Source organism: Phaeobacter sp. PT47_59 (genome assembly GCF_028890025.1).
Classification (GTDB): Bacteria; Pseudomonadota; Alphaproteobacteria; order Rhodobacterales; family Rhodobacteraceae; genus Phycobacter.
Genome location: NZ_JARCJL010000011.1, coordinates 98,977 through 120,866, shown reverse-complemented (window position 1 = coordinate 120,866; position 21,890 = coordinate 98,977). Strand labels below are relative to the sequence as shown.

At 63.3% G+C, this 21,890-nt stretch carries 25 protein-coding genes; 9 read left to right on the top strand and 16 right to left on the bottom strand.

The genetic code is table 11. The features are described from left to right. The 4 genes from PXK01_RS12445 to PXK01_RS12430 all read right to left on the bottom strand — a co-directional run. The coding region (locus PXK01_RS12445; protein ID WP_274860294.1) for a cache domain-containing protein at window positions 1-1,019 on the bottom strand (1,019 nt) is incomplete at its 3' end. Between the two features lie 446 nt (window positions 1,020-1,465). Next, a complete protein-coding gene (locus tag PXK01_RS12440) occupies window positions 1,466-3,022 on the bottom strand; it encodes a trimethylamine methyltransferase family protein (RefSeq protein ID WP_274860292.1) in 1,557 nt (518 codons plus the stop codon). Window positions 3,023-3,251: 229 nt separating this feature from the next. Further along, window positions 3,252-3,962 carry an HAD family hydrolase gene (locus PXK01_RS12435; protein ID WP_274848581.1) on the bottom strand — a complete coding sequence of 237 codons (711 nt, stop codon included), beginning with the start codon at window positions 3,960-3,962 and terminating at the stop codon, window positions 3,252-3,254. Between the two features lie 40 nt (window positions 3,963-4,002). Continuing rightward, window positions 4,003-4,287: a DUF3572 domain-containing protein gene (locus PXK01_RS12430; RefSeq protein ID WP_274848580.1), complete on the bottom strand. Its 285-nt coding sequence runs from the start codon at window positions 4,285-4,287 to the stop codon at window positions 4,003-4,005. Between the two features lie 114 nt (window positions 4,288-4,401). Here PXK01_RS12430 and PXK01_RS12425 point away from each other — a divergent pair, with 114 nt between their 5' ends. Continuing rightward, a complete protein-coding gene (locus tag PXK01_RS12425) occupies window positions 4,402-5,799 on the top strand; it encodes a diguanylate cyclase (RefSeq protein WP_274860290.1) in 1,398 nt (465 codons plus the stop codon). 106 nt (window positions 5,800-5,905) lie between these two features. Here PXK01_RS12425 and PXK01_RS12420 read toward each other — a convergent pair whose 3' ends face one another. The 4 genes from PXK01_RS12420 to PXK01_RS12405 all read right to left on the bottom strand — a co-directional run bounded on the left by PXK01_RS12420 (window position 5,906) and on the right by PXK01_RS12405 (window position 7,982). After that, window positions 5,906-6,448 carry a periplasmic heavy metal sensor gene (locus PXK01_RS12420; RefSeq protein WP_274848578.1) on the bottom strand — a complete coding sequence of 181 codons (543 nt, stop codon included), beginning with the start codon at window positions 6,446-6,448 and terminating at the stop codon, window positions 5,906-5,908. Next, window positions 6,445-6,849: a hypothetical protein gene (locus PXK01_RS12415; protein ID WP_274848576.1), complete on the bottom strand. Its 405-nt coding sequence runs from the start codon at window positions 6,847-6,849 to the stop codon at window positions 6,445-6,447. The genes PXK01_RS12420 and PXK01_RS12415 overlap by 4 nt, the downstream gene beginning before the upstream one ends. Then, window positions 6,842-7,423: an RNA polymerase sigma factor gene (locus PXK01_RS12410; protein WP_274848575.1), complete on the bottom strand. Its 582-nt coding sequence runs from the start codon at window positions 7,421-7,423 to the stop codon at window positions 6,842-6,844. The genes PXK01_RS12415 and PXK01_RS12410 overlap by 8 nt, the downstream gene beginning before the upstream one ends. 67 nt (window positions 7,424-7,490) lie before the next feature. Continuing rightward, window positions 7,491-7,982, bottom strand: coding sequence for an EF-hand domain-containing protein (locus PXK01_RS12405; RefSeq protein ID WP_274860289.1), 492 nt, complete (start codon window positions 7,980-7,982; stop codon window positions 7,491-7,493). Window positions 7,983-8,179: 197 nt separating this feature from the next. Here PXK01_RS12405 and PXK01_RS12400 point away from each other — a divergent pair, with 197 nt between their 5' ends. Then, the gene (locus PXK01_RS12400) at window positions 8,180-8,599 is read left to right on the top strand and encodes a DUF983 domain-containing protein (RefSeq protein WP_274860287.1); all 420 of its coding nucleotides are present in this window, start codon (window positions 8,180-8,182) and stop codon (window positions 8,597-8,599) included. A gap of 30 nt (window positions 8,600-8,629) precedes the next feature. Further along, window positions 8,630-9,361 (top strand): NUDIX hydrolase, encoded by a 732-nt coding sequence (locus PXK01_RS12395; protein ID WP_274848572.1) that lies wholly within the window; start codon window positions 8,630-8,632, stop codon window positions 9,359-9,361. A gap of 10 nt (window positions 9,362-9,371) precedes the next feature. On the opposite strand, the gene PXK01_RS12390 is transcribed toward PXK01_RS12395, so the two are convergent. The 3 genes from PXK01_RS12390 to PXK01_RS12380 are packed head-to-tail and all read right to left on the bottom strand — an operon-like array spanning window position 9,372 to window position 11,415. After that, on the bottom strand, window positions 9,372-10,274 hold the full coding sequence (locus PXK01_RS12390) for a DMT family transporter (protein WP_274860285.1): 903 nt from the start codon (window positions 10,272-10,274) through the stop codon (window positions 9,372-9,374). Between the two features lie 18 nt (window positions 10,275-10,292). Then, window positions 10,293-11,216: a fatty acid desaturase gene (locus tag PXK01_RS12385; protein WP_274860284.1), complete on the bottom strand. Its 924-nt coding sequence runs from the start codon at window positions 11,214-11,216 to the stop codon at window positions 10,293-10,295. Further along, window positions 11,209-11,415, bottom strand: a complete 207-nt coding sequence (locus tag PXK01_RS12380) for a DUF2061 domain-containing protein (RefSeq protein WP_274860283.1) — start codon at window positions 11,413-11,415, stop codon at window positions 11,209-11,211. Before PXK01_RS12380 ends, PXK01_RS12385 begins: the two co-directional genes overlap by 8 nt. A gap of 147 nt (window positions 11,416-11,562) precedes the next feature. Between PXK01_RS12380 and PXK01_RS12375 the strand changes: the two genes are divergently transcribed. Then, window positions 11,563-12,423 carry a helix-turn-helix domain-containing protein gene (locus tag PXK01_RS12375; RefSeq protein WP_274860282.1) on the top strand — a complete coding sequence of 287 codons (861 nt, stop codon included), beginning with the start codon at window positions 11,563-11,565 and terminating at the stop codon, window positions 12,421-12,423. On the opposite strand, the gene PXK01_RS12370 is transcribed toward PXK01_RS12375, so the two are convergent. From PXK01_RS12370 to PXK01_RS12355, 4 genes are read right to left on the bottom strand one after another with little or no spacing between them, the layout of a single operon-like run. After that, window positions 12,420-13,127 (bottom strand): SDR family oxidoreductase, encoded by a 708-nt coding sequence (locus PXK01_RS12370; protein WP_446728449.1) that lies wholly within the window; start codon window positions 13,125-13,127, stop codon window positions 12,420-12,422. The two genes, PXK01_RS12375 and PXK01_RS12370, sit on opposite strands and share 4 nt — an antisense overlap. Before the next feature lie 55 nt (window positions 13,128-13,182). Beyond that, window positions 13,183-14,655 (bottom strand): carnitine 3-dehydrogenase, encoded by a 1,473-nt coding sequence (locus PXK01_RS12365; protein WP_274848566.1) that lies wholly within the window; start codon window positions 14,653-14,655, stop codon window positions 13,183-13,185. After that, window positions 14,652-15,032 (bottom strand): hypothetical protein, encoded by a 381-nt coding sequence (locus PXK01_RS12360; protein ID WP_274860280.1) that lies wholly within the window; start codon window positions 15,030-15,032, stop codon window positions 14,652-14,654. The genes PXK01_RS12365 and PXK01_RS12360 overlap by 4 nt, the downstream gene beginning before the upstream one ends. Next, window positions 15,029-15,946 carry a 3-keto-5-aminohexanoate cleavage protein gene (locus PXK01_RS12355; protein ID WP_274848563.1) on the bottom strand — a complete coding sequence of 306 codons (918 nt, stop codon included), beginning with the start codon at window positions 15,944-15,946 and terminating at the stop codon, window positions 15,029-15,031. The genes PXK01_RS12360 and PXK01_RS12355 overlap by 4 nt, the downstream gene beginning before the upstream one ends. 135 nt (window positions 15,947-16,081) lie before the next feature. On the opposite strand from PXK01_RS12355, the gene PXK01_RS12350 reads away from it, so the two are divergent. Continuing rightward, window positions 16,082-17,116 carry a GlxA family transcriptional regulator gene (locus PXK01_RS12350; protein WP_274860279.1) on the top strand — a complete coding sequence of 345 codons (1,035 nt, stop codon included), beginning with the start codon at window positions 16,082-16,084 and terminating at the stop codon, window positions 17,114-17,116. A gap of 228 nt (window positions 17,117-17,344) precedes the next feature. Here PXK01_RS12350 and PXK01_RS12345 read toward each other — a convergent pair whose 3' ends face one another. Continuing rightward, window positions 17,345-18,388 (bottom strand): aldo/keto reductase, encoded by a 1,044-nt coding sequence (locus PXK01_RS12345; RefSeq protein WP_274860278.1) that lies wholly within the window; start codon window positions 18,386-18,388, stop codon window positions 17,345-17,347. 207 nt (window positions 18,389-18,595) lie between these two features. On the opposite strand from PXK01_RS12345, the gene PXK01_RS12340 reads away from it, so the two are divergent. The 4 genes from PXK01_RS12340 (at window position 18,596) to PXK01_RS12325 (ending at window position 21,833) form a co-directional block, all read left to right on the top strand. Beyond that, on the top strand, window positions 18,596-18,997 hold the full coding sequence (locus tag PXK01_RS12340; protein WP_274860276.1) for a rhodanese-like domain-containing protein: 402 nt from the start codon (window positions 18,596-18,598) through the stop codon (window positions 18,995-18,997). A 178-nt stretch (window positions 18,998-19,175) separates the two neighbouring features. Continuing rightward, on the top strand, window positions 19,176-19,577 hold the full coding sequence (locus PXK01_RS12335; protein ID WP_274860275.1) for a rhodanese-like domain-containing protein: 402 nt from the start codon (window positions 19,176-19,178) through the stop codon (window positions 19,575-19,577). A gap of 104 nt (window positions 19,578-19,681) precedes the next feature. After that, window positions 19,682-20,545, top strand: coding sequence for an ImuA family protein (locus PXK01_RS12330; RefSeq protein ID WP_274860273.1), 864 nt, complete (start codon window positions 19,682-19,684; stop codon window positions 20,543-20,545). A gap of 64 nt (window positions 20,546-20,609) precedes the next feature. After that, entirely contained in the window at window positions 20,610-21,833 is a 1,224-nt protein-coding gene (locus tag PXK01_RS12325; protein WP_274848555.1) for an MFS transporter, read from the top strand. Window positions 21,834-21,890: the final 57 nt, after the last annotated feature.

Sequence of the window (21,890 nt, the reverse complement as noted above, 5' to 3'; positions counted from 1 at the left end):
GCGCCATTGCGGATGCTGGCGGCGGACTCGACCACCTGCGAGACGGTGCCGTTGAGGTTCTCGACCGTCTTGTTGAAGTCGAGCCGCAGCTGTTCGTAATCCTCCGGGAAGGCGCTGTCGATGCGCACCGTCAGATCGCCGCTGGCCAGTACCGACAGGCGATCGGTCAGGGTGTGAACCACCTGCGCCTGGGCGGCATCGCGCTCTTTCTGCGCGGTTTCCAACTCCTTCTGACGGATCAGCGAGTTGCGGAACACGTCCAAGGTCCGGGCCATGTCGCCGATTTCATTGCGGCTTTCGGTGCCCGGAATGTCCGATGCGGTGTCCCCTTCGGCCATCGACAGCATGCGATCCTTGAGATTTTCAACCGGATTGATGACGCTGCGGGCAATGAAGAAGGCGGCCACGCCCATCGCCGCCAGGCCAACGACCAAGGCAATCAGCGCCGAGTTGCGCATTGCGGCGATATCCGCTTCGATATCGGCCACATAGGCACCGGTGCCAACGACCCAGCCCCAAGGTTCAAAGAGCTTGATATAGCCCATCTTGGCTTCCGGGATTTCCGAATCCGGCTTGTTGAAATGGTAGATCACGGCCCCTTTGCCATGTTCATTGATCACGCGCTGGAACTCCTGGAAAACAAAGACGCCATTCACATCTTCGAACTCCGACTGGTCCACGCCAAGCAACTGCTTGGCCACCGGGTGGGCTACCATGTAGTTGTCGCGATTGAAGGCAAAGAAGTAACCTGCGGCGCCAAAGCGCGGCAACTCAACCGCTGCAATCCCGCGCGCCTGAGCTTCCTCAAGGGTAATGGTTCCAGCCTGCACCTGAGCCTCCAGGCTGGCCAGAACGCTGACCATGGAGTCCGTCAGGCTGTCGAGTTCCTTCTCACGCATCTCATATGCGTTGTCGATTGCACGAGACAGCAGGATGAAGGTCAATACCGCGGCAAGCACGACGGCGAGGCCGGCCAAGGCATAAATTCGGGCAGGTAGCCGATACAGAAACGTAGGCATGTCAAAGTGGTCCTTAGATGAGGCGCATTCCGATGCAGGGATAGGCGATTTTTCCTAATTTTCCCTTAGATCCACCGTGAGACTTTTAGCCTTCAACCCCTCCAAAATTGCCTGAACCCCATGAAAATGTAGCATTTACCCCCGGAACAGATCGGGATTTCTTTCCATTTCGCAACACTGGCCAGACCAGGGGTTTTGGCCGGACCGGCAGGCAAATCATTGCAACAGAAAGGATTTTGTCCTGTTCAGTCTGAGCAGAGCCATCGCTGCATCCTGCCGCACACACGCCAGACACGCACTGCCATCGGGCGTTGCCATTCTAGACTGAATCCGCGTGAATGGCCTATTTGGCCGCCAACGGCACAGTTGACGTGGTCACAGGTATCAAGGCCTGCGAATCAGGGCCGAAAGGGGCGATCTGCCTGCAATTGGGATCAAAACAGCGATCAGAAATCCGTCGGCGCGCCGCCTTCGGATTTACGGCGGGCGACAAAATCGCCCAGTTCCTCGCGGATGGCAGGGTCCATGGGAGGGGCTTCGAAATCACCCAGGATCTCCTTGTAGATCCGATGGGCGCGTTCCGGTGTCCAGACGGCTCCGGCGGCCTCCCAGGCTTCAAAGTTGCGCCAGTCGCTGAGGAAGGGCTGGTAGAAGGCGTCTGTATAGCGATCCTGGGTATGCTGGATGCCGAAGAAATGGCCGTCGTTGCCCACCTCGCGGATGGCCTCAAGGGCGATATCCTCGGGGCCGGTGGCGCAGATCTGCGGCTGCATGTAGCGCTGGATCTGCTGCAGGACCTCGCAATCCATGATGAATTTCTCCGGGCTGGCGATCAGCCCGCCCTCCAGCCAACCGGCGGCATGGTAGACCATGTTGGTCCCGGACTGCACCGCGGACCAGAGCGAGTTCGAGGTCTCCCACATGGCCTGCCCGTCCGGCACATTGGCCGCGCAGACACCCGAGGCGCGCATCGGCAGGCCGTAGTAACGCGCCATCTGGCCGGTCATCTGGGTTGCGCGCATGTATTCGGGCGTGCCAAAGGCAGGCGCTCCGGATTTCATGTCCACATTCGAGGTAAAGGTGCCGATCGCGCAGGGCGTGCCCGGGCGCACATATTGAAACAGCGCCACGGCACAAAGCGCCTCTGCCAGTGATTGCGCCACCGCGCCCGCCATGGTCACCGGCGCCATCGCCCCGGCCAGGGTAAAGGGGGTGATGACCACCGCCTGCCCCTTGCGCACCAGCCGCAGACAGCCGTCGATCATCGGAAAGTCGTGCTTCAAGGGCGAGGTGGAGTTGATATTGGTGTACATATGCGGGCGGCTCTCGAATTCCGCGTGGCTGAGGCCCCCTGCGATACGCACCATCTCCATCACATCCTCGACCCGTTCCTTGCCAAGGGAATAGGCATGCATCACCTTGTCGGTCAGGGTCAGCTTGTCATAGAGCACATCCAGATGCCGCACCGAGGCGTGGATATCCACCGGCTCCACCGGATAGCCGCCCGCGAAATGGATGCAGTTGAAATACTGGGTGAGTTTCAACAGGTTCTGGCATTGCTCCCGCGTGCCCGAGACCTTTTTGTTCAACTCCAGATCCCAGTAGTTCGGCGGCGAGGAGACATTGCCAAAGAGGATATGATTGCCGCCCACCGGGATCCTGCGGTCCAGGTTGCGCGGGGTGATGTCAAAGCTGTTCGGGGCCTTGCCGACCATCTCCATCACGAAGTCGCGGTCCATCCGCACCAGATCACCCTCGACCCGGCAGCCCGCCTGTTTGAAGATCTCGATGGCCTCGGGGTTGAGGAAGACGATACCGATCTCTTCGAGAATGCGCATGGCGCCATCGTGGATGGCGGCAACCCCCTCGGGATCAAGCGGTTCGGTGGGCCTGTCGATATTGACCGGGATGGACCAGGGCATCTGGTTGAGGGCCGCACCGCCACGCCGGGCCGCCGCGCCTGCCCTGCCCCCGCCGCGTCTGCGTGCTGCTGCTCGTGCCATGATATCCTCCGTCCGGTTGCACCGGCCTTCACCCGTGTTGCGCCCTCAACTGGCCCGATATCCCCTTGGGCCACCTTTCCATTCACGACATGGCCTGTCGTTTTCTCGCAACCACACGGCGCTGACCAAAAATTCTGGACAGAACTGAACAGTTCCGCGCGCAGATTTGCAAGCAGCCGGTATTCGCAGCTGCCGCTCAGCGGTTTCGAAGGGGATGGTCAGGCCCGGGTCAGGCCTGGGTCAGGGCGGCCCTGCGATCCAGCCAGTCCGGGATATGGCCGATATCCGGCAGCACCGCATCCGCATGTGGCTCCAGATCGCAGCGGCTGGCCATGCCGGTCAGCACACCGATCCGCTGCATGCCCGCCGCCGCCCCCGCCTGCAGGTCGTGCAGGCTGTCCCCGACCATGGCGGTGCGGTCTGGACGGACGCCGCAGTGATCGCAAAAGGCCAGCAGCGGCTCCGGATCCGGCTTGGCGCCATGACCACTATCGAACCCGGCCACAAAGGCGAAACGGTCCAGAACGCCCGCCCGCTGCAGCTGGCTCACGGCCGAGAGCTCCGCATCATTGGTCATCACCCCCAGCACCTTGCCCCGCGCCAACAGACCATCAAGGAAGGCGGCTAGGGGCACCGCCTCGGCCAGGGCCGCCTCTGCTGCATTCTGCGCCAGATAGCGTTCCAACTCCGGCTCGGGCATATGGGGCACATGCGGCGCCAGGGCGCTGGCAACCTCGGCATTGGTTCCGGCGATCACGAAACTGTCGGGATGAAAGGCGGATTGCTCCAGATCGAAGCGCAGCGTTTCGGCCATCGCCCGCGCCAGGTCATCGTCGCCCGCCGACAGGGACAGCAGCATGTCCGCCGCCCAGGTGTTCCAGGTGGCGGCAAAATCGAAAAGGGTCCCGTCCTTGTCGAACAGAAAAGCATCTACCGGCATGTGCATGATCCAGGGTTACAGTCGTTCGGGGATATCCCTATCAGGTCCAGTGGATTTGCGCACCACCCGGCAGCGCCATCCGGGCCTGCATGGGTGATTCATATTTCAGCCCGGCATCATCGCAGAAACCCACCACCCAGGCATCGTCCATCATTAAGAAATCGAGCACCGACCCCAGAAACTCCGGATCCGACGCCCGGCTCTTCAAATCGTCGACAGACGCACCCGTTGCGCCCATAAACACCGGAAACAGCTCATCATTTCCGGACAGCCAGGCCAAGGCCCGCAGCGCGAGGGTTTCAGCTTCATCGGCGGAAATCTGCATGGGAACACCTTCCTGACACCTTGCGGCCAATTTAGTAAAAATACGAAACAGTTTATTAACCAGTGACTGGGAAAACTACCAGTCATCGAAACCCGTGCATCGAAAGGGCAATGTGTGCAGGGAACCATTCTGGTCATAGACGGTGTCTCCACCAATCGGATCATGATGAAGGTGCAGCTTGCGGCGGCCTATTATGACGTCGTGCTGGCGGCCGGCGTTGCCGGGGTGCTGGATATCGCGCGCAGCTGCCGCCCGGATCTGGTTCTGACCGCGAATGCCCTGCCCGATGGCCGCGCCGCCGATGTGAAGCGCGCACTGATGCGCGACGACACCCTGGCAAATGTGCCGGTGATCGCGGTCAGCCGCTCGGACAATCCCGCACGCCGTCTCGAAGCCCTCTCTGCCGGTATCGACGACGTGCTGCCGCAGCCGCTGGAAGATGTCATTCTCCAGGCCCGGATCCGCAGCTTGCTGCGCGCCCGCAGCGCCAATGAAGAGCTGAACATGCAGCGGGATGCCTCGCATGGCTTTGTCCTGCCGCTGAGCGATCGCGCCACCTCGGCCCGTGGAATCCAGGCGAGCGTTGCGCTGGTCGCCGAAGATATTCAGACCGCCCGCGCCTGGAAACGGCGTCTTGGCCAGACGGTCTCGCATGAGATCCGCACCCATCAGATCGGCGACGTTCAGCCCCTGATGAGCGAACCTGTCGCCGATGTCTTCATCATCGAGCTGAACGAGGTCTCTTCAGGCGCCGGTCTGCGCCTGCTCGCGGATCTGCGCGCGCGTGCCGCCACCCGCCGATCGGTGGTCATCGCGGTGCCCAACCCCGCCGATCCCCATGTGGCCGCCGAGGCCCTGGACCGTGGCGCCCATGACGTGCTGCAAACCGGTTTCGATGTAGAGGAACTGGCGCTGCGCCTGGAGACCCAGCTGCAATACAAGCACCGTCACGATCTTCTGCGCGACAGCGTGCGCAACGGGTTGCGTGCCGCCGTCGAGGATCCGATGACCGGGCTATACAACCGGCGCTATGCCAAGCCCTTTCTGGACCGCACCGCCCGCAACGCCTCTGAAAGCGGCGACAAGTTCGCACTGATGCTGGCCGATCTGGATCACTTCAAGCAGATCAACGACCGCTATGGCCACCCCGCAGGCGATGCGGTTCTGATCGAGGCCGCCAAACGCTTGCAGGCGCGGCTGCGCCCGGTGGATCTGCTGGCGCGTGTCGGTGGCGAGGAATTCATGATCGTCCTGCCCGGCGCCAGCGAGTTCGAAGCGGGCCTTGCCGCCGTCGAGCTCTGCAATGCCATCAACAGCAAGCCCTTTCATGTGCCGGGCATCGATCAGCCGATTTCGGTGACCATCAGCATCGGCGCGGTGATTGGCGGCGGCACGACCGAGAGCATCAAGGTCACCGAGCTGATCGCCAAGGCCGACCAGGCGCTCTATGACGCCAAGAATGCCGGCCGCAATCAGGTGACCATGTCCCCGGCCAGCGCCGCGGTCGCCTGACCCCGCCCCCAATTGCAAAGGCAAGATCTAACCAGGCAAAGACGGCTGAACAAAGCCGTCATCTGCCCTGGCGTTCTGTGACCACGGGGATCAAAATCCGGAGGGGTCAGTGACCGGGCGGTCTGGGCGGGCCGTCGTCGCCATGTCTCTTGAACCGCTCCTGCATCTTCTGCGCATAGCGTTTGCGATCCTCCGCTGCCATGGCCTCAAGCTGCGCAACCCAGGCCTCCTGGACCGAGATATAGAAGGCATGTCGGCTTTCCGCCTGCTGCCTGAGCAACGTGGCCAAGGCCTCTGCCTGGAACGGATCACCCATCAGGATCGCGATGACGGCGTCTCCTTCGGCGCGGCGGCGCGCGATGTGGCTGCCGTGTTCCCCTTCGGCACGATTGTGCAGGGCGCGCCGGGTGTCGCGGTCCAGATCGCGAAAGATCATCGCCCCAACCGAGGGCGGCCGCCGTCCCGGATGATCTCCGTCGCGCCAGCGCACCGCGGCCCCGACAGCCAGGCCCGCAACCGCCAGGTTCGCCGCGAGAGAGACCGCCAGCAGCGCCTTCAACCAGGGCCGCATGCCGCTGCGGGTTTTCAGCTCATCGCCGTCCGGCGCTGTTTTCGGCGCCTGATCCGGGTTTTGTCCTTCGGTGGTCATTGCGTCTCCTCGTCCAGCAGCATCGCCAGATCGTAGTTTTCATATGGCAGGTTCGTCGACTCGCTTGTGCCCTGAACCAGTGCAACCGGGTCGGGCAGGAAACTGGGAGGCGCCAGACCGATCCAAAGCCCCGCCGCCGTGGCCGCAACCATGCCGCCCATCGCAGGCCAGCCGCCAACCGCGCGCCGGAACTGCTGCCACAGGCCAAAGGCTACGTCGGCAAGGCGATCCGGTGGTGTCCCGTTTGCTTGGGCCTGAAGCGTGGCCCGGTGGTCTGCCTGGCAGCTGGCCGCATCGGCAAGGATGCGCGCGGTCAAAGCCTCGGGCATGGCCGGGCGGGCCTGCCGGGCATCGTCGAACAGGCTGTCCAGCCGTTTCAGATCGTCTTCGGTCTCAGCCATCGTCATACCCCAATTCTTCGCGTCGCTTGGCCAGGATCCCGGCCAGTGCCCTTTTGCCCCGGGCGGTCAGGCTTTCAACCGCCTCGACGCTGATATCCATGATCGCGGCAATCTCCGGGTTTGCCAGCTCTTCCAGGTGACGCAGCACGACCGCCTGACGCTGCCGCTCCGGCAGATGCATCAATGCGGCCTGCAGCGCATCCTGGCGGGCCGCCTCCTGCAACTGCTCTGGCGCGCCCTTTGCCGGGTCGGGCGGCTCGGGCACCGCATCCAGATCCAGATGCCCGCCACGCTGACGCCGCTTCAGATCGATGCAGAGGTTCATCACCACCCGATAGAGCCAGGTCGAGACCTGCGCCTCGCCCGGGCGCCAGTCGGGCGCCATGCGCCACAGACGCAACATCGCCTCCTGGGTCACATCCTCGGCCTCGGCCCGGTTGCCGAGAACACGCATCGCCACCCCAAAGGCACGCGGCCCCAACCGGTCGGTCAAGAGGGTCGCCGCACGCCCGTCACCGGCCACGAAACGCGCAAGCAGCGCATCGTCTTCCAACGACTGAGGTTGCGCGCTCACCTTGGGCGGGCCTTCCTTGGAAGCCCCGCCCGGCGGTATGTCGGTTTTCTGCAGCACGCCTGAGAGATCAGTTCTGCTCCATTCCCTGGCCCGGCTTCTGGCCACAGTCGCGGCCCTTGTGATGCTTGCCACGCTTGTGCATGCGCATCTCTTCGAACTCCGCCTTGGAGATGGCGCCGCTGCCATCGCTGTCCAAGCGTGAGAACATATCACCATGCTTGCCTGGCATGGGCAACTCTTCCTGGCTCAGGGCACCATCGCCATCGCTGTCGTGCCGCTCGATCATCTGGGCGGCGCGTTTCTCAGCGCGTTTGTGGCCCTCGGCAATGATCTCTTCTGCCGACAGCTTGCCATCGCCATCGGTATCCGTCGCGGCAAAGCGGGCGGTGCGGTGGGCGTCCATTTCGGCCTTGCTCACCTCGCCATTGCCATCGGCGTCCAGCTCTTCGAAGGTCACGCGCGGTCCGTGATGACCCGCTCCCGGCTGGGCCAATGCAGCCGATGCCCCGGCAAGACCGGCAACAGCAACGATCGCGGCCATGAAGTGCGAGTGTTTCATATCATCTTTCCTTCTGTTCGCAGCAGCCCCGTGCTGCTTGATGCATGGAAGAAACGCAGGGGACCCGGCTTTCCGTCGCAAAAAAGTGAATTAGCTAAACCCCGCAATTCTTGCGGCATCGGGCCGCAGAGCTTGTATCGCCCCCTTTTCCTCGGGCAAGAAGCAGGCAAACATGGCTACGCAACACAGGATTTTCCATGACCGAGTCTCACGCCGCGCCGACGCCCGAAGCACTGGCCGCTGACATTGAAGCCGACCGCCCCACCATGCCCGCACTGCTGAAGGGCTGGCGTCGCAAATGCCCCGACTGCGGCAAGGGCGACATTCTGCATTCCTATCTCAAGGTGAACGACAGCTGCGGCAACTGCGGCTTGGATCTGTCCGGGCATCGCGCCGACGATGGGCCCGCCTATCTGACCATTCTGATCGTCGGCCACCTGATGGCACCGATCCTGCATGTGGTCTATTTCGCCTACCGACCGGAACCTCTTGTCACCTTTACGGTTTTCTCGATTGGATGTCTGGCCTCGTCGCTGTATCTTCTGCCCAGACTGAAGGGTGTCGTCGTGGCCTATCAATGGGCGCGACGCATGCACGGGTTCGACAACAAGAACTGATCCCTTCGCAATACCTTTAGGGAGGGGTAGATGAGCACAGCAGAAGTACAGGGCGTCACCAGCCAGGATAAATCGGCGATCCGCAATGCAGCGACGGTAATCGCCGTGCGTGACCGGATGGCCGAAGACCCGCAGGTCCTGATGGGGCAGCGCGGCGCCAAGGCGGCCTTCATGCCCAACAAGTTCGTCTTCCCCGGCGGTGCGGTCGATCCCGCCGATGCCGCCGTTCCCCTGGCCGATCCCCTGCCCGAGGTCTGCCGCAACCGGCTGGCCGAACAGGCGCCCGAGGATCTGCATCACGCGCTTGCCGCCGCCGCCATCCGCGAATTGTGGGAAGAAACCGGACTGCTGCTTGGCACCCCCGGGGAATGGTCCGGCGCGGTGCCGGATGATTGGCAGGCCTTTGCCGACAGCGGGCACCTGCCCTCGGCGCGCGCGCTGCAATTCGTGTTCCGTGCCCTCACCCCTCCGGGTCGGCCGCGCCGGTTTGATGCGCGTTTCTTCCTGATCGATGCCGATGAGATCCTGGGCGATCTCGACGATTTCTCGCAGGCCTCGGACGAGCTGTCGCATCTGCAGTGGATCCCGCTGAGCGAGGTGCGCACCTTCGACCTGCCCTTCATCACCGAGGTGGTGCTGGCCGAGGTCACCGGCCGCATCCGCGATACCAGCCCGCCGGGCAGCGTGCCCTATTTCCGCAACGATGATGAAACCAGCCTGTTCCTGCGCCTCAAGGGCTATCCGATGCCGGACAGCCATTAAGGCGCCCTAGTCAGAGCGCCAGCACCAGCGCCAGGATCGACAGGCCCAAGAGCCCCATGCCAAGGATCTCGCGCCCGGTGATCTTTTCGCGGAAGAACAGGACCGAGGCCAGCAGCGACAGCACCAGTTCGATCTGGCCCAGCGCCTTTACGTAGGCGGCGTTTTGCAGGGTAAAGGCCCAGAACCAGCAAAACGAGCCTGCCATGCTGGTCAGCCCCACCCAGACCGCGACCCGGCGCGCCTGCCAGACGCGGGTGATCTCGCCCTTTTCGCGTGAAGCCAGCCAGACCAGCATGAACAGGGTCTGCAAGGACACCACCGCCGCCAGGGTGATCCCGGCCCGGAACATCGGATCCAGATCCGCCAGTTGCAAAGACGCGCCGCGGTAGCTGACGGCGGAAAAGGCAAAGAGAACGCCCGATCCCAGCCCCAGCAGCGAGGCCTTGTTGGTCAGGTGCTGCCACCAGGCGCCCTGCACATCAGGGGTTTTCGACAGCACCATCACCGCCGACAGGCCGATCAGGATCGCGGCCCAGCCCCAGGGGCTGATCCCATCCCCCAGCACCACAAGCCCGACGATGGCGGTCTGGATGACTTCGGTCTTCTTGAAGGTGATGCCCACGGCAAAATTGCGCTGCTTGAACAGCGCCACGACGCAGACGGTCGCCAGGATCTGCGCGGTGCCACCGATGGCCGCAAAGCCCCAGAACCGCGCGCTCAGCTCGGGCAGGCTTTGCCCGGTCACCGCCAGATAGCTCGCCAGCGCCGCCAGGATGATCGGCGCCGAATAGGCAAAGCGTGCAAAGGTCGCCCCACCCGGTGACAGGGTGACGCTGCTCAATACCTTTTGCAGCATGAAGCGCACGGTCTGAAAGCTCGCGGCGGCGATGGAGACGGGAATCCAGGTCAACATGCCTTCGCTTATGGGCGCTTATCCGTTCTTTTGCCAGAGCGGATGCGGCACCGGATCCTTGGTTCGCAATAGATAGTGCCAGAAAACCTGCAAGTAGGAGCGATAGACATAGGCCTCATTCGCCTCTTTGTAGGCCGGTTCGTGAAGGCGATAGAGACGCGGCAGCGCATGCCAGGGCACGCCCGGATGCATGTGATGTACGATATGCAGGTTGTTGTTCAGGAACAGAAACGCCAGCGGGCCGCGATCCTCGACCAGAACGGTACGGGCATGGGGATCCTCATGGGCGCGATGTTCCAGAAAGGTGCGGATTTTGAGCAGAGCAAGGCCGAGGTACACCGCCAGCGCATAGGCCCAAAGCGGCATAGGAGACAGCCAGACCAGCCAGATCACCACCACCACGCCCGCGACATGCAGCAGCCAGTCGAGGATCACCTGCCGTTCCCCTTCCCGGATCATTCGCCAGTCTCCGTGCATGAAACAGACCTGGGAGATCAGCGGCCCCAGCAGCATCCGCCCCAGCAGCGTGTTATTTGCCCGCAACAGCAGTTGTTGCCATTTGGGCAGCCCGCCCCAGACCTTGGGACACAGGTAATTGCTTTCGGGATCGTCAAAAGGATCGGTCAGCCGTTCATCCCGATGGTGCGCCAGATGGGTATCTCGGAAGCGGCCGTAGGGGATCACCAGGTTCAAGGGCAGCGCCATCAGCGCCTCATTCAGGGCCCGGGTCCGAAAGGGATGCCCATGCAGCGCCTCGTGGCAGAGCGACGCATGAAGCGCAATCAGCAGCGCGCTCACCACGATCGCGAGCCAGATGCCGATCTCCGGCAGCCAGACAATACCCGCCAGCCATGCGCCATAGCAGGCCAGGATCAGCGCAAGCGTTCCCCATTCCACCCCGCGCGGCATGCATTCCGCGGGCACCTTCGGCATCTCAGACATGCACCCGCCCCCAGGAAATACCCGCCCAGACCCGCTCGTAGATCAGATAGGTCACGAACCCGAGCCCGGTATTCACCAGCGCCATCACGCCTCCGACGCTGGCTGAACCAGTGGCGAGGAAACCGACCAGCGTCATCACCGAAAAGCCGATTGCGTTCCATATCACGGCCTTTACGACCGACCGCCTGCGCGTCTCCATTCCGCCTCCTTTTCAAGGGCATGCTGACCCTTTTTGGTTGCTGCCCATGGGGATGGCAGCCGTTCACGGACAGATTACGAGCGCCTTCTGATGTGCGGAATTCCGAATATGATTAACAAATCTCAGCGACTGTGATATTTATCACCAATGGAGATAGATATCGACAAGCGCCTGCGCGCCAAACAGTTCCGCGAGCGCCTGAGCCGGGCCATGAGCAGCCGCGGGATCAGCCAAAGCGCCCTTGCCCGCCAGACCGGCGTGGATCGCTCCACCATTTCGCAGCTTCTGACCGACCAAGGCGCGCGGTTGCCCAATGCCCATGTGGTGGGCTCCTGTGCCTCGGCGCTGGGAGTTTCGGCGGATTGGCTCCTGAGCCTGTCGGAACGTCCCGAAAATGCGGCCGAACTTCTGGCCTCCAGCATGGCGGTGAGCGCAGCACCGCGCGCCCTGGTGGATGAGCAGATCTTTGACTGGCACCGGGAGGCTGCGGGCTACAAGATCCGCCATGTTCCTGCGGCCCTGCCCGACATGCTGAAGACCCGCGCGCTTCTGGAATGGGAATATGCGCCGCACCTGGGCCGCTCGGCCGACCAGGCCATCGGCGCATCAGAGGACCGCCTCGCCTGGATGCGGCAGGCGCAGTCCGACTATGAAATCGCCATGCCCACCTATGAACTCGAAAGCTTTGCCCAGGCCACAGGCTATTACGAAGGCCTGCCGCTGGAGATCCGCCTGGAGCAGCTGGACCATTTCGAACAGATCTGCACCCAGCTCTATCCGCGACTCCGGGTCTATCTCTTTGATGCCAAACGGTTGTTTTCCTCACCGCTGACGATCTTCGGCCCGCTCCTGTGCGTCTTTTATGCAGGCAGCCACTACATGGCCTTCCGCGACCGCGAGCGGGTAGAGACCTTCACCACTCACTTCGACCGGCTGGTACGCGAGGCCGACCTGACCGCCCGCCAGTTCCCCGAGAAACTGCGCGCCTACAAGGAGTATCCGCTTTAGACCTTGGGGTCTGGATTCTCGGTGTGGCCATCCACCGCAATCACCTGGCCTGACACCAGCCGCGCCCCATCTGAGCCGAGGAACACCGCCATATTGGCCACATCCTCGGCCCGAACCCAGGAGCGCATGGAGGTGCCCGCGGCATAGCCCTGATAGACCGCATCGCGGCTCATGCCCTTGAGCGCCGCTTCGCGTTCCAGCACGCCCTCCATGCGCGGCCCCTCGACGGCGCCGGGACAGATCGCATTGGCGCGGATCCCGTGCGGCCCCAACTCCATCGCCAGCGTCTTCATCAGCCCGATGACCGCCCATTTCGCCGCCGAATAGGGCGCGCGGTTGGGGTAGCCATAGATCCCGGCGGTAGATGAGGTCAGGATGATCGCCCCCCGCCCTGCGGATTTCATCAGGGGCGTCGCGTATTTCGCCGCCAGAAAGGCGCCCTCCAGATTGACGCTGACGCAAGCGCGCCAGTCCTCAAGGTTGATGTCCTCGACCTGTGCGGTTGGCCCGGCGATCCCGGCATTGGCGCAAAGCACATCCAGCCCGCCCGCTGCGGCGATCTCATCAAAGACCGCGTGCATCTGGACCTCATCCGCCGCATTGGCCAGGTGGGTCTGCCATGTGTGCGGCAGCTTCCCCAGCGCCGAGGCATCCAGATCGGTGACCCAGACCTCGGCGCCCGCAGCGGCAAAGGCTTCACCCATGGCCCGCCCGATGCCGGAGGCGCCCGCCGTGATCAGAACCCGCACAGCGCCGGACCTAACGCGGTGCGCCGATGGCTCGGCCCAGCCCCTCGGGCGCGGGCAGTTCCGCATGGGCGCGTGCCAGCGTGGCAAGGTTTTCGGCCAGATGCGGCGCAGGCGGGGCAGAGCGGCGGGTGCTCAGGTCCACATGCAACAACATATGCTCCCCGGTCGCCAAAAGGCGCTCGCCCTCGTACATCTCATGCCACAGGTGCATCTTCTTGCCCTCGGCCATGATGACGCGGGTCTTCACCTGAATGGGATGGCCTGCGTGCACCTCGTCGATATGGCGAATGTGCGTCTCGGCAGTGAAGAAACTGCCACCCGAGGCGATATAGTCCGCATCGCAGCCGATGATCGCCATCAGCCGGTCGGTGGACTGGGCAAAGGCATCCAGGTAGCGGCTTTCGGTCATATGGCCGTTGTAGTCGGTCCAATCCAGCGGCACGACACGATTGAGCGTCAGCACCGGCTGCGAGGGATCGCTGATCTCTGCCACGGTATTGGCAAGACCCATGGCGCCTTCGCGCGCCTTGTCATGGGCGTTCTGAAGCGCGCCCGCCCCCCAGTTGGTATTGCCCAGCGCCCGCATCATGCCGACCAGGTTGTCATCGCGGATCCGTTCCAGCTCGCGAATGGAGTGCTTGCCCGACTGCGCATCGGACTGGCCCGCGATCAGATCGACAAGCTCGTCATTGAATTCGGGCACATCCATCAGCTTGGTCCAGGGCCAGGTGAGGCACGGCCCGAACTGGGCCAGGAAGTGCTTCATGCCCGCTTCGCCGCCCGCCACCCGGTAGGTCTCGAACAGGCCCATCTGCGCCCAGCGGATGCCAAAGCCATAGCGGATCGCGTTGTCGATTTCCTCGGTGGTGGCGATGCCGTCCTTGACCAGCCACAGCGCCTCGCGCCAAACGGCTTCAAGGAAGCGATCCGCCACATGGGCGTCGATTTCCTTTTTCAGATGCAGGGGATACATGCCGATGCCAGAGATGATCTCCTTGGCCTTGTCGATCACCTCGGGGGTGTTCGCCTCAGTGGTGACCACCTCGACCAGCGGCAGCAGGTAGACCGGGTTGAAGGGATGCGCGACAACGATCTGCGCGGCGTTCGTGAAACCGTCCTGCAATTGCGAGGGCTTGTAGCCCGAGGTGGAGGATCCGATCACCGCGCCGCGCGCCACGTGATCCTGCAGCTCGGCGTAGACCTTCTGCTTCAAATCCAGGCGTTCCGGCACGCTTTCCTGCACCCAAGATGCGCCCGCCACCGCCTCGGCAATGGTGGGGTGGAAAGACAGCGCGCCTTCGGCGGGCAGTGCGACATTCCCCAGCCCCGGCAGAGACCGGCGCGCGTTACCCAGAACCTCGGCAATCTTGCGCTCAGCCTCGGGATCGGGATCAAAGACCCGTACGTTCCAGCCGTTCAACAAGAACCGCGCGGCCCATCCGCCACCGATGACGCCACCGCCGATGATTGCTGCTGTTTTCATTCTGTTTTCTCCAATTTCATACAGCGCACCAGGTTCGCCATGACACCGGTCTCACCGATCACCAGCAGGCGATCCTCCGGTGTCACCAGAAATATCTGCGCGTCACTGTACGCATATCCGGCACCCAGACACTGCAACTGCAAGGACCAGCTGTTGCCCACGCCCACTGCCTCGACCGCCTTGATGTCACAGCTCCACTCCAATCCGAACAGCCCATCGCGGCCATACCAATCGGGGGTGCCCTCCCCGACCTCTCCGGCCTTGGCGCACCAGGCGGCATTGCGCGCCCAATAGCCCTCCCAGAGGGGGGCTTCCTGCGCATTTACTGCGAAGGGGGCGCCGATCAGAGCGGCTATGGCCAGGGCTTTGCGGATCACTTCGCCACCGGTGCGCGTTTCACCAGGCCGAGCTGCTCACGCACCTCGGCGGCGCCGATCACCCGGGCGCCCATATTTTCGATGATGGTGCCTGCGCGTTCCACCAGCTGCCAGTTTTCGGCCAGAACGCCTTTTTCCAGCCAGAGGTTATCCTCAAGGCCGACGCGCACATTGCCGCCCGCCAGGACCGAGGCCGCCACATAGGCCATCTGATCGCGCCCGAGCGAGAAGGCCGACCAGTCCCAATCACCGGGCACGTTGTTCACCATCGCCATGAAGGTGTTGAGATCATTGGGCGCGCCCCAGGGCACCCCCATGCAGAGCTGCACCAGTGCGGGGCTGGTCAGGATGCCTTCTTTTACCAGCTCTTTGGCGAACCAAAGATGGCCGGTGTCAAAGGCTTCGATCTCGGGCTTCACGCCCAGGTCCGTCATCATCTGCCCCATGGCGCGCAGCATGCCGGGGGTGTTGGTCATCACGTAATCGGCCTCGGCAAAGTTCATGGTGCCACAGTCGAGCGTACAGATCTCGGGCAGGCACTCGGCCACATGGGCCATGCGGGCGGTGGCGCCGATCATGTCGGTCCCGGCCTCCTTGACCGGCAGCGGGTTTTCCACGTCGCCGAAGACGATATCGCCGCCCATGCCTGCAGTCAGGTTCAGGACCACATCGGTGTCGCTGTCGCGGATCCGGTCGGTGACTTCTCGGTAAAGCCCCAGATCGCGGCTGGGCGCGCCGGTTTCGGGATCGCGCACATGGCAGTGCACCACGGCAGCGCCCGCCTTGGCCGCCGCGATGGCGCTTTCGGCGATCTGCTCAGGCGAGCGGGGCACATGCGGACTGCGGTCCTGGGTGCCGCCCGATCCGGTGACGGCGCAGGTGATGAAGACGTCGCGGTTCATGGTCAGAGGCATGTTTTTGTTTTCCCCTCGATGTACAGGGTTTTGCCTTGGGTTATCCCCAGACTCCCCCCCAGATTCCTGTTTGCCTTGGCCTCTACTGTGCCTCAGCCTGTGAGCCAACAGTTGACGCAAAGCGAATCCCACTTGATGAAATCCGCGAAAAACATCCTACAGCCCGAGCATCGCCCGCTGAAATGCGCGGTCGTGGTGCTGGACGAATGCAACACGCTCTCCTTCGCGGCGGCGGTCGATCCGATGCGGGCGGCCAACCGGCTGGCCGGGCGCTGCGCCTTTGACTGGGACTATATCAGCGCAACCGGCGAGGCGCCGATGCTGACCAGCGGCCTGACAGTGCCGACGACGCCGCTGTCGCGCCTTGAGGGCTGCGATCTGTTGATCGTTGTGGCGGGCTTCCAGCTGGCGCGCCACGCCACCCCCAGCCTGCTGGCGGGGCTGCGCCGGATCGCGGCCACCGGCGCCACCATTGCGGGCATTGACGGTGGCCCCTGGCTGATGGCCGAGGCAGGGCTGCTGGACGATCACCCCGCCACCACCCATTGGGAGGATCTGGAGAATTTCTCGGCCCGTTTTCCCGATGTGGATTGCCGCAGCGATCGCTTCACCGTCTCTGACGGGCGGCTCACCTCGGGCGGCGCCACCCCTGCGATCGAGATGATGCTGCATATCATCAGCGCCCGCCACGGCGCCGGATTTGCCGCCCGCGTGGCCGGGCTGTTCCTCTATGATGGTCCGAGCAGCGCGCCACGTCCGCAAAGCCGCCTGGGCGGGCACAAGCACAATGCGATCACCGCCAAGGCCAATGCCCTGATGGAGGCGGCCCTCGACGAGCCGATGCCCCTGGCCCGGATCGCCGAAACCCTTGGCACCAGCCCGCGCAGCCTGCAGCAACAGTTCCGCTTGCGCCTCAACACGACGCCACAGGATCACTACCTGCAGTTGCGTCTGGCCGAAGCGCGCCGCCTGGTGACAGATACGGATCTGCCGCTGATGGATGTGGCCATGGCAACGGGCTTCACCTCGCAGTCAAGCTTTGCCCGCGCGTTCCGGCTGGCCCATGGCACCTCTGCCCGCGATCTGCGCATGGCGCGCAATGACGCGCAGTCGGCCAGCTATTCTGCACAAGGCACTGGCAGTGAAAGCCACCGTCCAATCGCGCATTGAGGCAGATCCGCTCCGTCAAGCGTGACGGATGTATCGCCCGGCGAAATGTAGCTCCAGCCATGAGCCGTCGCGCTCCCGCGCAGCCTTGTCACATGTGTCATGCGACATCGGCCCCTTGGGCCAGGCTCGGCGCCTGGGCGCCGAGCCTGGCCCAAGGCCGCCAAGGGGTATCGGCATCAGCCGATGCACCTGCGGGCGCGGGAGCACTCGCCTGCTGGTTCCGGCACGTCAGTAAGGCATCGGATGCGCCCGGTGGGCTGCGTCGATCTCTTCCAGGATGTCCGGGGTCAGCGTGACCTCAACCGAGCGCAACGCATGTTCCAGCTGCGGCACGGTGGTCGCCCCGAAAATGGCAGAGGCCATGAAGGGGCGCGTGCGGCACCAGGCCAGCGCCATGTGCACCGGATCCAGCCCGTGTTTGCGCGCGATCGCAAGGTAGGCATCCACAGCCGTATAGACGCGCGGCGAATGGCGCCCGCCCAGGTCCGGGTTCAGCGTCTTGCGCGATCCCTCAGGCACTGCGCCGTTCTGATACTTGCCGGTGAGCAAGCCCGTCGCCAGGGGCGAAAACGCCATCAGCCCCACATTCTCGTTCACGCTGAGTTCGGCCAGATCCGTGTCATACATCCGGCACAGGAGCGAATACTCGTTCTGGATCGAGGCCACCCGCGGATGGCCCTTTTCCTCGGAAAGCCGCAGCCATTGCGCAGTGCCCCAGGCGCTTTCGTTGCTAAGGCCAAAAGCGCGGATATTGCCCTTGTCCACCTGGGCCTGCAGCGCCTCCAGGCAGTCCTCCATATTGGCTAGGGTCTCTTCCCGGTTCTGCCCGGAAGGGTCATAGGTCCAGTTCTTGCGGAACATGTAGCTGCCGCGGTTGGGCCAGTGGAACTGGTAAAGGTCGATGTAGTCGGTCTTGAGACGCTTCAGTGAGCCTTCAATCGTCGGCGCGATGGTCTTTGACGAGATCGCCTCCCCGTCACGCACCGCCGCCAGCCCCTCGCCTGAATGTTTGGTGGCCAGGATGTAGTCGCTGCGCCGCCCGGTCTTTTCGTTCCAGTTGCCGATGATCGCCTCGCTGTCGCCCACCGTCTCCTTGCTGACCGGGTTTACCGGGTACATTTCGGCGGTATCGACAAAATTGACGCCTGCCGCCAGCGCCATGTCGATCTGGGCATGGGCATCGGCCTCACTGGTCTGGGTGCCAAAGGTCATGGTACCCAGACACAATTCGGAGACCATCATACCGGTACGGCCCAAAGGGTTCATTTTCATATCGCGCAATCCCTGTTTGTCATTTCCCGAAAGAACCTACTCCTGACCCAAAGGAGTGCAACCCTATGCCAAGGTGTCCTTTACGCATCGCCATGCGTGCCGCCATGATGATGACGCGAACACAGATCCAAGTCCAAGACCGAAGTCACAGAAAGGACACGTTTAAGGACCCCGACAACTGCAACATCAGCACGGAAGGAGCCCGTTATGACATTCACTACCAAAAAGAGTTTCAAGGTTCTTGTCGCCGAATCCAATGCCGTGGTTCAACATGTCGATATCGAGGAAGCGCAGGCGCTTCTGAGCCAGAGCCACACGCAATTCGTCGATCTGCGCGACATTCGTGAGCTTTACCGGACTGGTGTCATCCCCGGCGCATTCTCCTGCCCGCGCGGCATGCTGGAATTCTGGATCGACCCCGAGAGCCCCTATTACAAGGAGGTCTTCGGCAGCGAAAAACTGTTCGTCTTCTATTGCGACAACGGTTGGCGTTCTGCCCTGGCGGCCAAGGCAGCACTCGACATGGGCCTGCCCGAAGTGCGCCACCTGGAGGGTGGACTGGATGCCTGGATGCAAGGCGGCGGTGCACTTTCTCCGGTGAAATGGTGAACCCGCCCGCAAGGCGCACCTAGCGCCCCTGATCCATCGGTCTTCCGCCCCGGCCTTCCTTGGACAGCCGGGGCTTTTTGCTGCAACCGACCAGCCCTGCGCCATCTTCCCCTTCGTGGCCTTGCCGAAGCCGCAAAAATAGAAGAGCCTCCCGCAAAACCGATACCGGGAGAGCCTCATGCCGCAGACCATCACCAAGGGCATCAAAGCCCTGCTCGCCGAAGCCAATGCCGTGGTTGACACCATGTCCGTGGCAGAGGCCAAGGAAAAGGCCCAGGACGAGGCCTATGTCTTCGTGGACCTGCGCGACATCCGTGAGCTGCAACGCTCCGGCATGATCCCCGGCGCCTTCTCCTGCCCGCGTGGCATGCTGGAGTTCTGGATCGACCCCGAAAGCCCCTACCACAAACCGGTCTTCAATCAGGACAAGACCTATGTCTTCTACTGCGCCAGCGCCTGGCGGTCGGCGCTGAGCGCCCGCGCAGCCACGGAGATGGGGCTGGCCCCGGTCCTGCATCTGGAAGGCGGCTTCACCAAATGGGTCGAAGAGGGCGGCCCCGTGGTGCCCCGCGACAGCTAATTTGCATTTCGGACTGGGCAGCAGAGCCGGTCAGGTGCAGCTGCCCACCCCAAGCAACACTCAAGCATCATTGAGAACAAATAGCGAATATGCTAACTTGCCTCATGTCGATTCATCCCAATTCCTCCCGCCTTCTGGCAGCCGGTCACCCCCTATCCCTGCCCCGCCAACGGCAGCACTCGGGCAGCCTGACCCTGCTGAAATCCATCTCCCTGCTGCGGGGACGGGCGCATGAAGCCTGCGGGCGGGCGCGGTGCAGTTTTGCCCTATGGCTCGCTGGTGTGACACAGGGACCCGTGGTGTGGATCGCCTCCCCGCAGGAGCGCGCCCATCTGAACCCCGACGGGATCTGCGACTTCGCAGATCCGGCCCGGTTCCTGTGGATTACCCCGTCCCGAGGCGACGATGTCCTATGGGTCATGGAAGAGGCCCTGCGCAGCGGCGGCGCGCCGCTTGTGGTGGCCGAACTCCCTGCCCCTCCAGCGATCACCCCGGTCCGCCGCCTGCATCTGGCCGCAGCGGCAGGTGCTGCCCCGGCCCTGGACGGGTTGCCGCCACTGGGTCTCTTGCTGACACCGGGCGACGGCGGCGCCCAGGGGATCGAAAGCCGCTGGTCCATGCAGCCTGCCCATCATGGAGGCCATCGGTGTTGGCAGCTAGGACGATTGCGCGCCCGCGCCCAGCCGCCGCGCCAGTGGCAGATCACGCAGCCCGCGCCGCGCGCACCCTTGGTCGAGGGTTCGGCACAGAATGCCGACCGCCACAGGGTCGGCGCAGCCCCCGACAACATGCCGCGAGGGCTCCCGCGCCTGCGGGATGCAGCGGCTGCGCCCCTGCCCCCTGACAGCCTTGGGCCCAGCGCCGGGCAAAGCCCGGCGCTGGGCCCAAGGGGCGAAGGCCATCGCAAGAGGATCGCCGCCGCGCGGGAGCGCCCGGTTTCTGACACAGAAACCCAGTTCATGGTTTGAATACGACCATAAATGGCGCTAAGCGCTAGGCATCCTGCGCCATTGCCGCCAAGGTCACCCCATCATGCGCCTGATCCTATCCTTTGCCGCCCTGTTTCTATCCGTCATTCTGCTGCAACTTTCGGCAGGCGGTGTCGGCCCGCTTGATGCGATCTCGGGCCTCACGATGGGATTTGACAAACAGGAAATCGGCCTTCTTGGCTCGGCGCATTTCCTGGGCTTTTTCATCGGCTGCTGGTGGGCACCCCGATTGATGGGAACAGTGGGACATTCGCGCGCCTTTGCCGTCTGCACCGCCCTTGGCGCCATGGGATTGCTCGGACATACATTGACCGAGGCCCCCCTGGCCTGGGCCACCATGCGCATCGCCTCGGGCCTATCGGTGGCCGGCTGCTATACGGTGATCGAGGCCTGGATGAACGCCAAGGTCACCAATGAAAGCCGCGGGCGGGCGATGGGCAGCTACCGGCTGGCCGACCTCACGGCCTCTCTCGCCGCGCAGCTGATGATCGCCGTTCTGCCGCCTGCCTCCTATGTCTCCTACAACCTCTTGGCCCTTCTGTGCTGCGCCGCCCTGCTGCCGCTCACCCTGACCCGCAACAGCCAGCCCGCGACCCCCGCCGCACCGCGCCTGCGGCCCGGCCTTGCCTGGCGCTGTTCGCCGCTGGCGGTCGTGGGCGTCATCGTTTCCGCCGTCGGCTCCGCCTCTTTCCGCATGGTTGGCCCGATCTACGGCACCGAAGTGGGGCTGCATTTGAACCAGATCGCCTTTTTCCTTGCCGCTTTCGTGCTGGGCGGGGCGCTGGCGCAATACCCGGTGGGCTGGCTTGCGGACAAAATCGACCGCCGCTGGGTGCTGATCTGGCTCTCGGTCGCCGCCATCCTGTCCTGCGCCTTGACCATCATGATCTCTGGCCTCAGCACCGAAGCCACCATGCTGATGGCCTGCCTGTTCGGCCTCTCCGCCTTTCCGGTTTTCTCCGTCTCTTCCGCCCATGCCAATGATTTTGCCACATCGGAAGAACGGGTCGAGCTGGCCGCCGCCTTGATGTTCTTTTATGCCCTTGGCGCGATTGCGGCCCCCTATGTCGCCTCCACTCTGATCGAAGGCTTCGGACCAAAAGCCCTGTTCGTCTTCATCGCGCTTGGACACCTGGCCTTGATCCTTTTCGGCCTGTCACGCATGCGCTCGCGCCCGACCCCGGAAGAGCGCACCAATTACGTCTATGCGCCGCGGACCTCCTTCACCATCGGGCGCCTGACCAAAGGCTCGCGCGAGAATCGCTAGAGCCCAAAGAAAAGGGCCGGAGGAAACCGGCCCTTTCATCCCTCATCCTGTCACCCC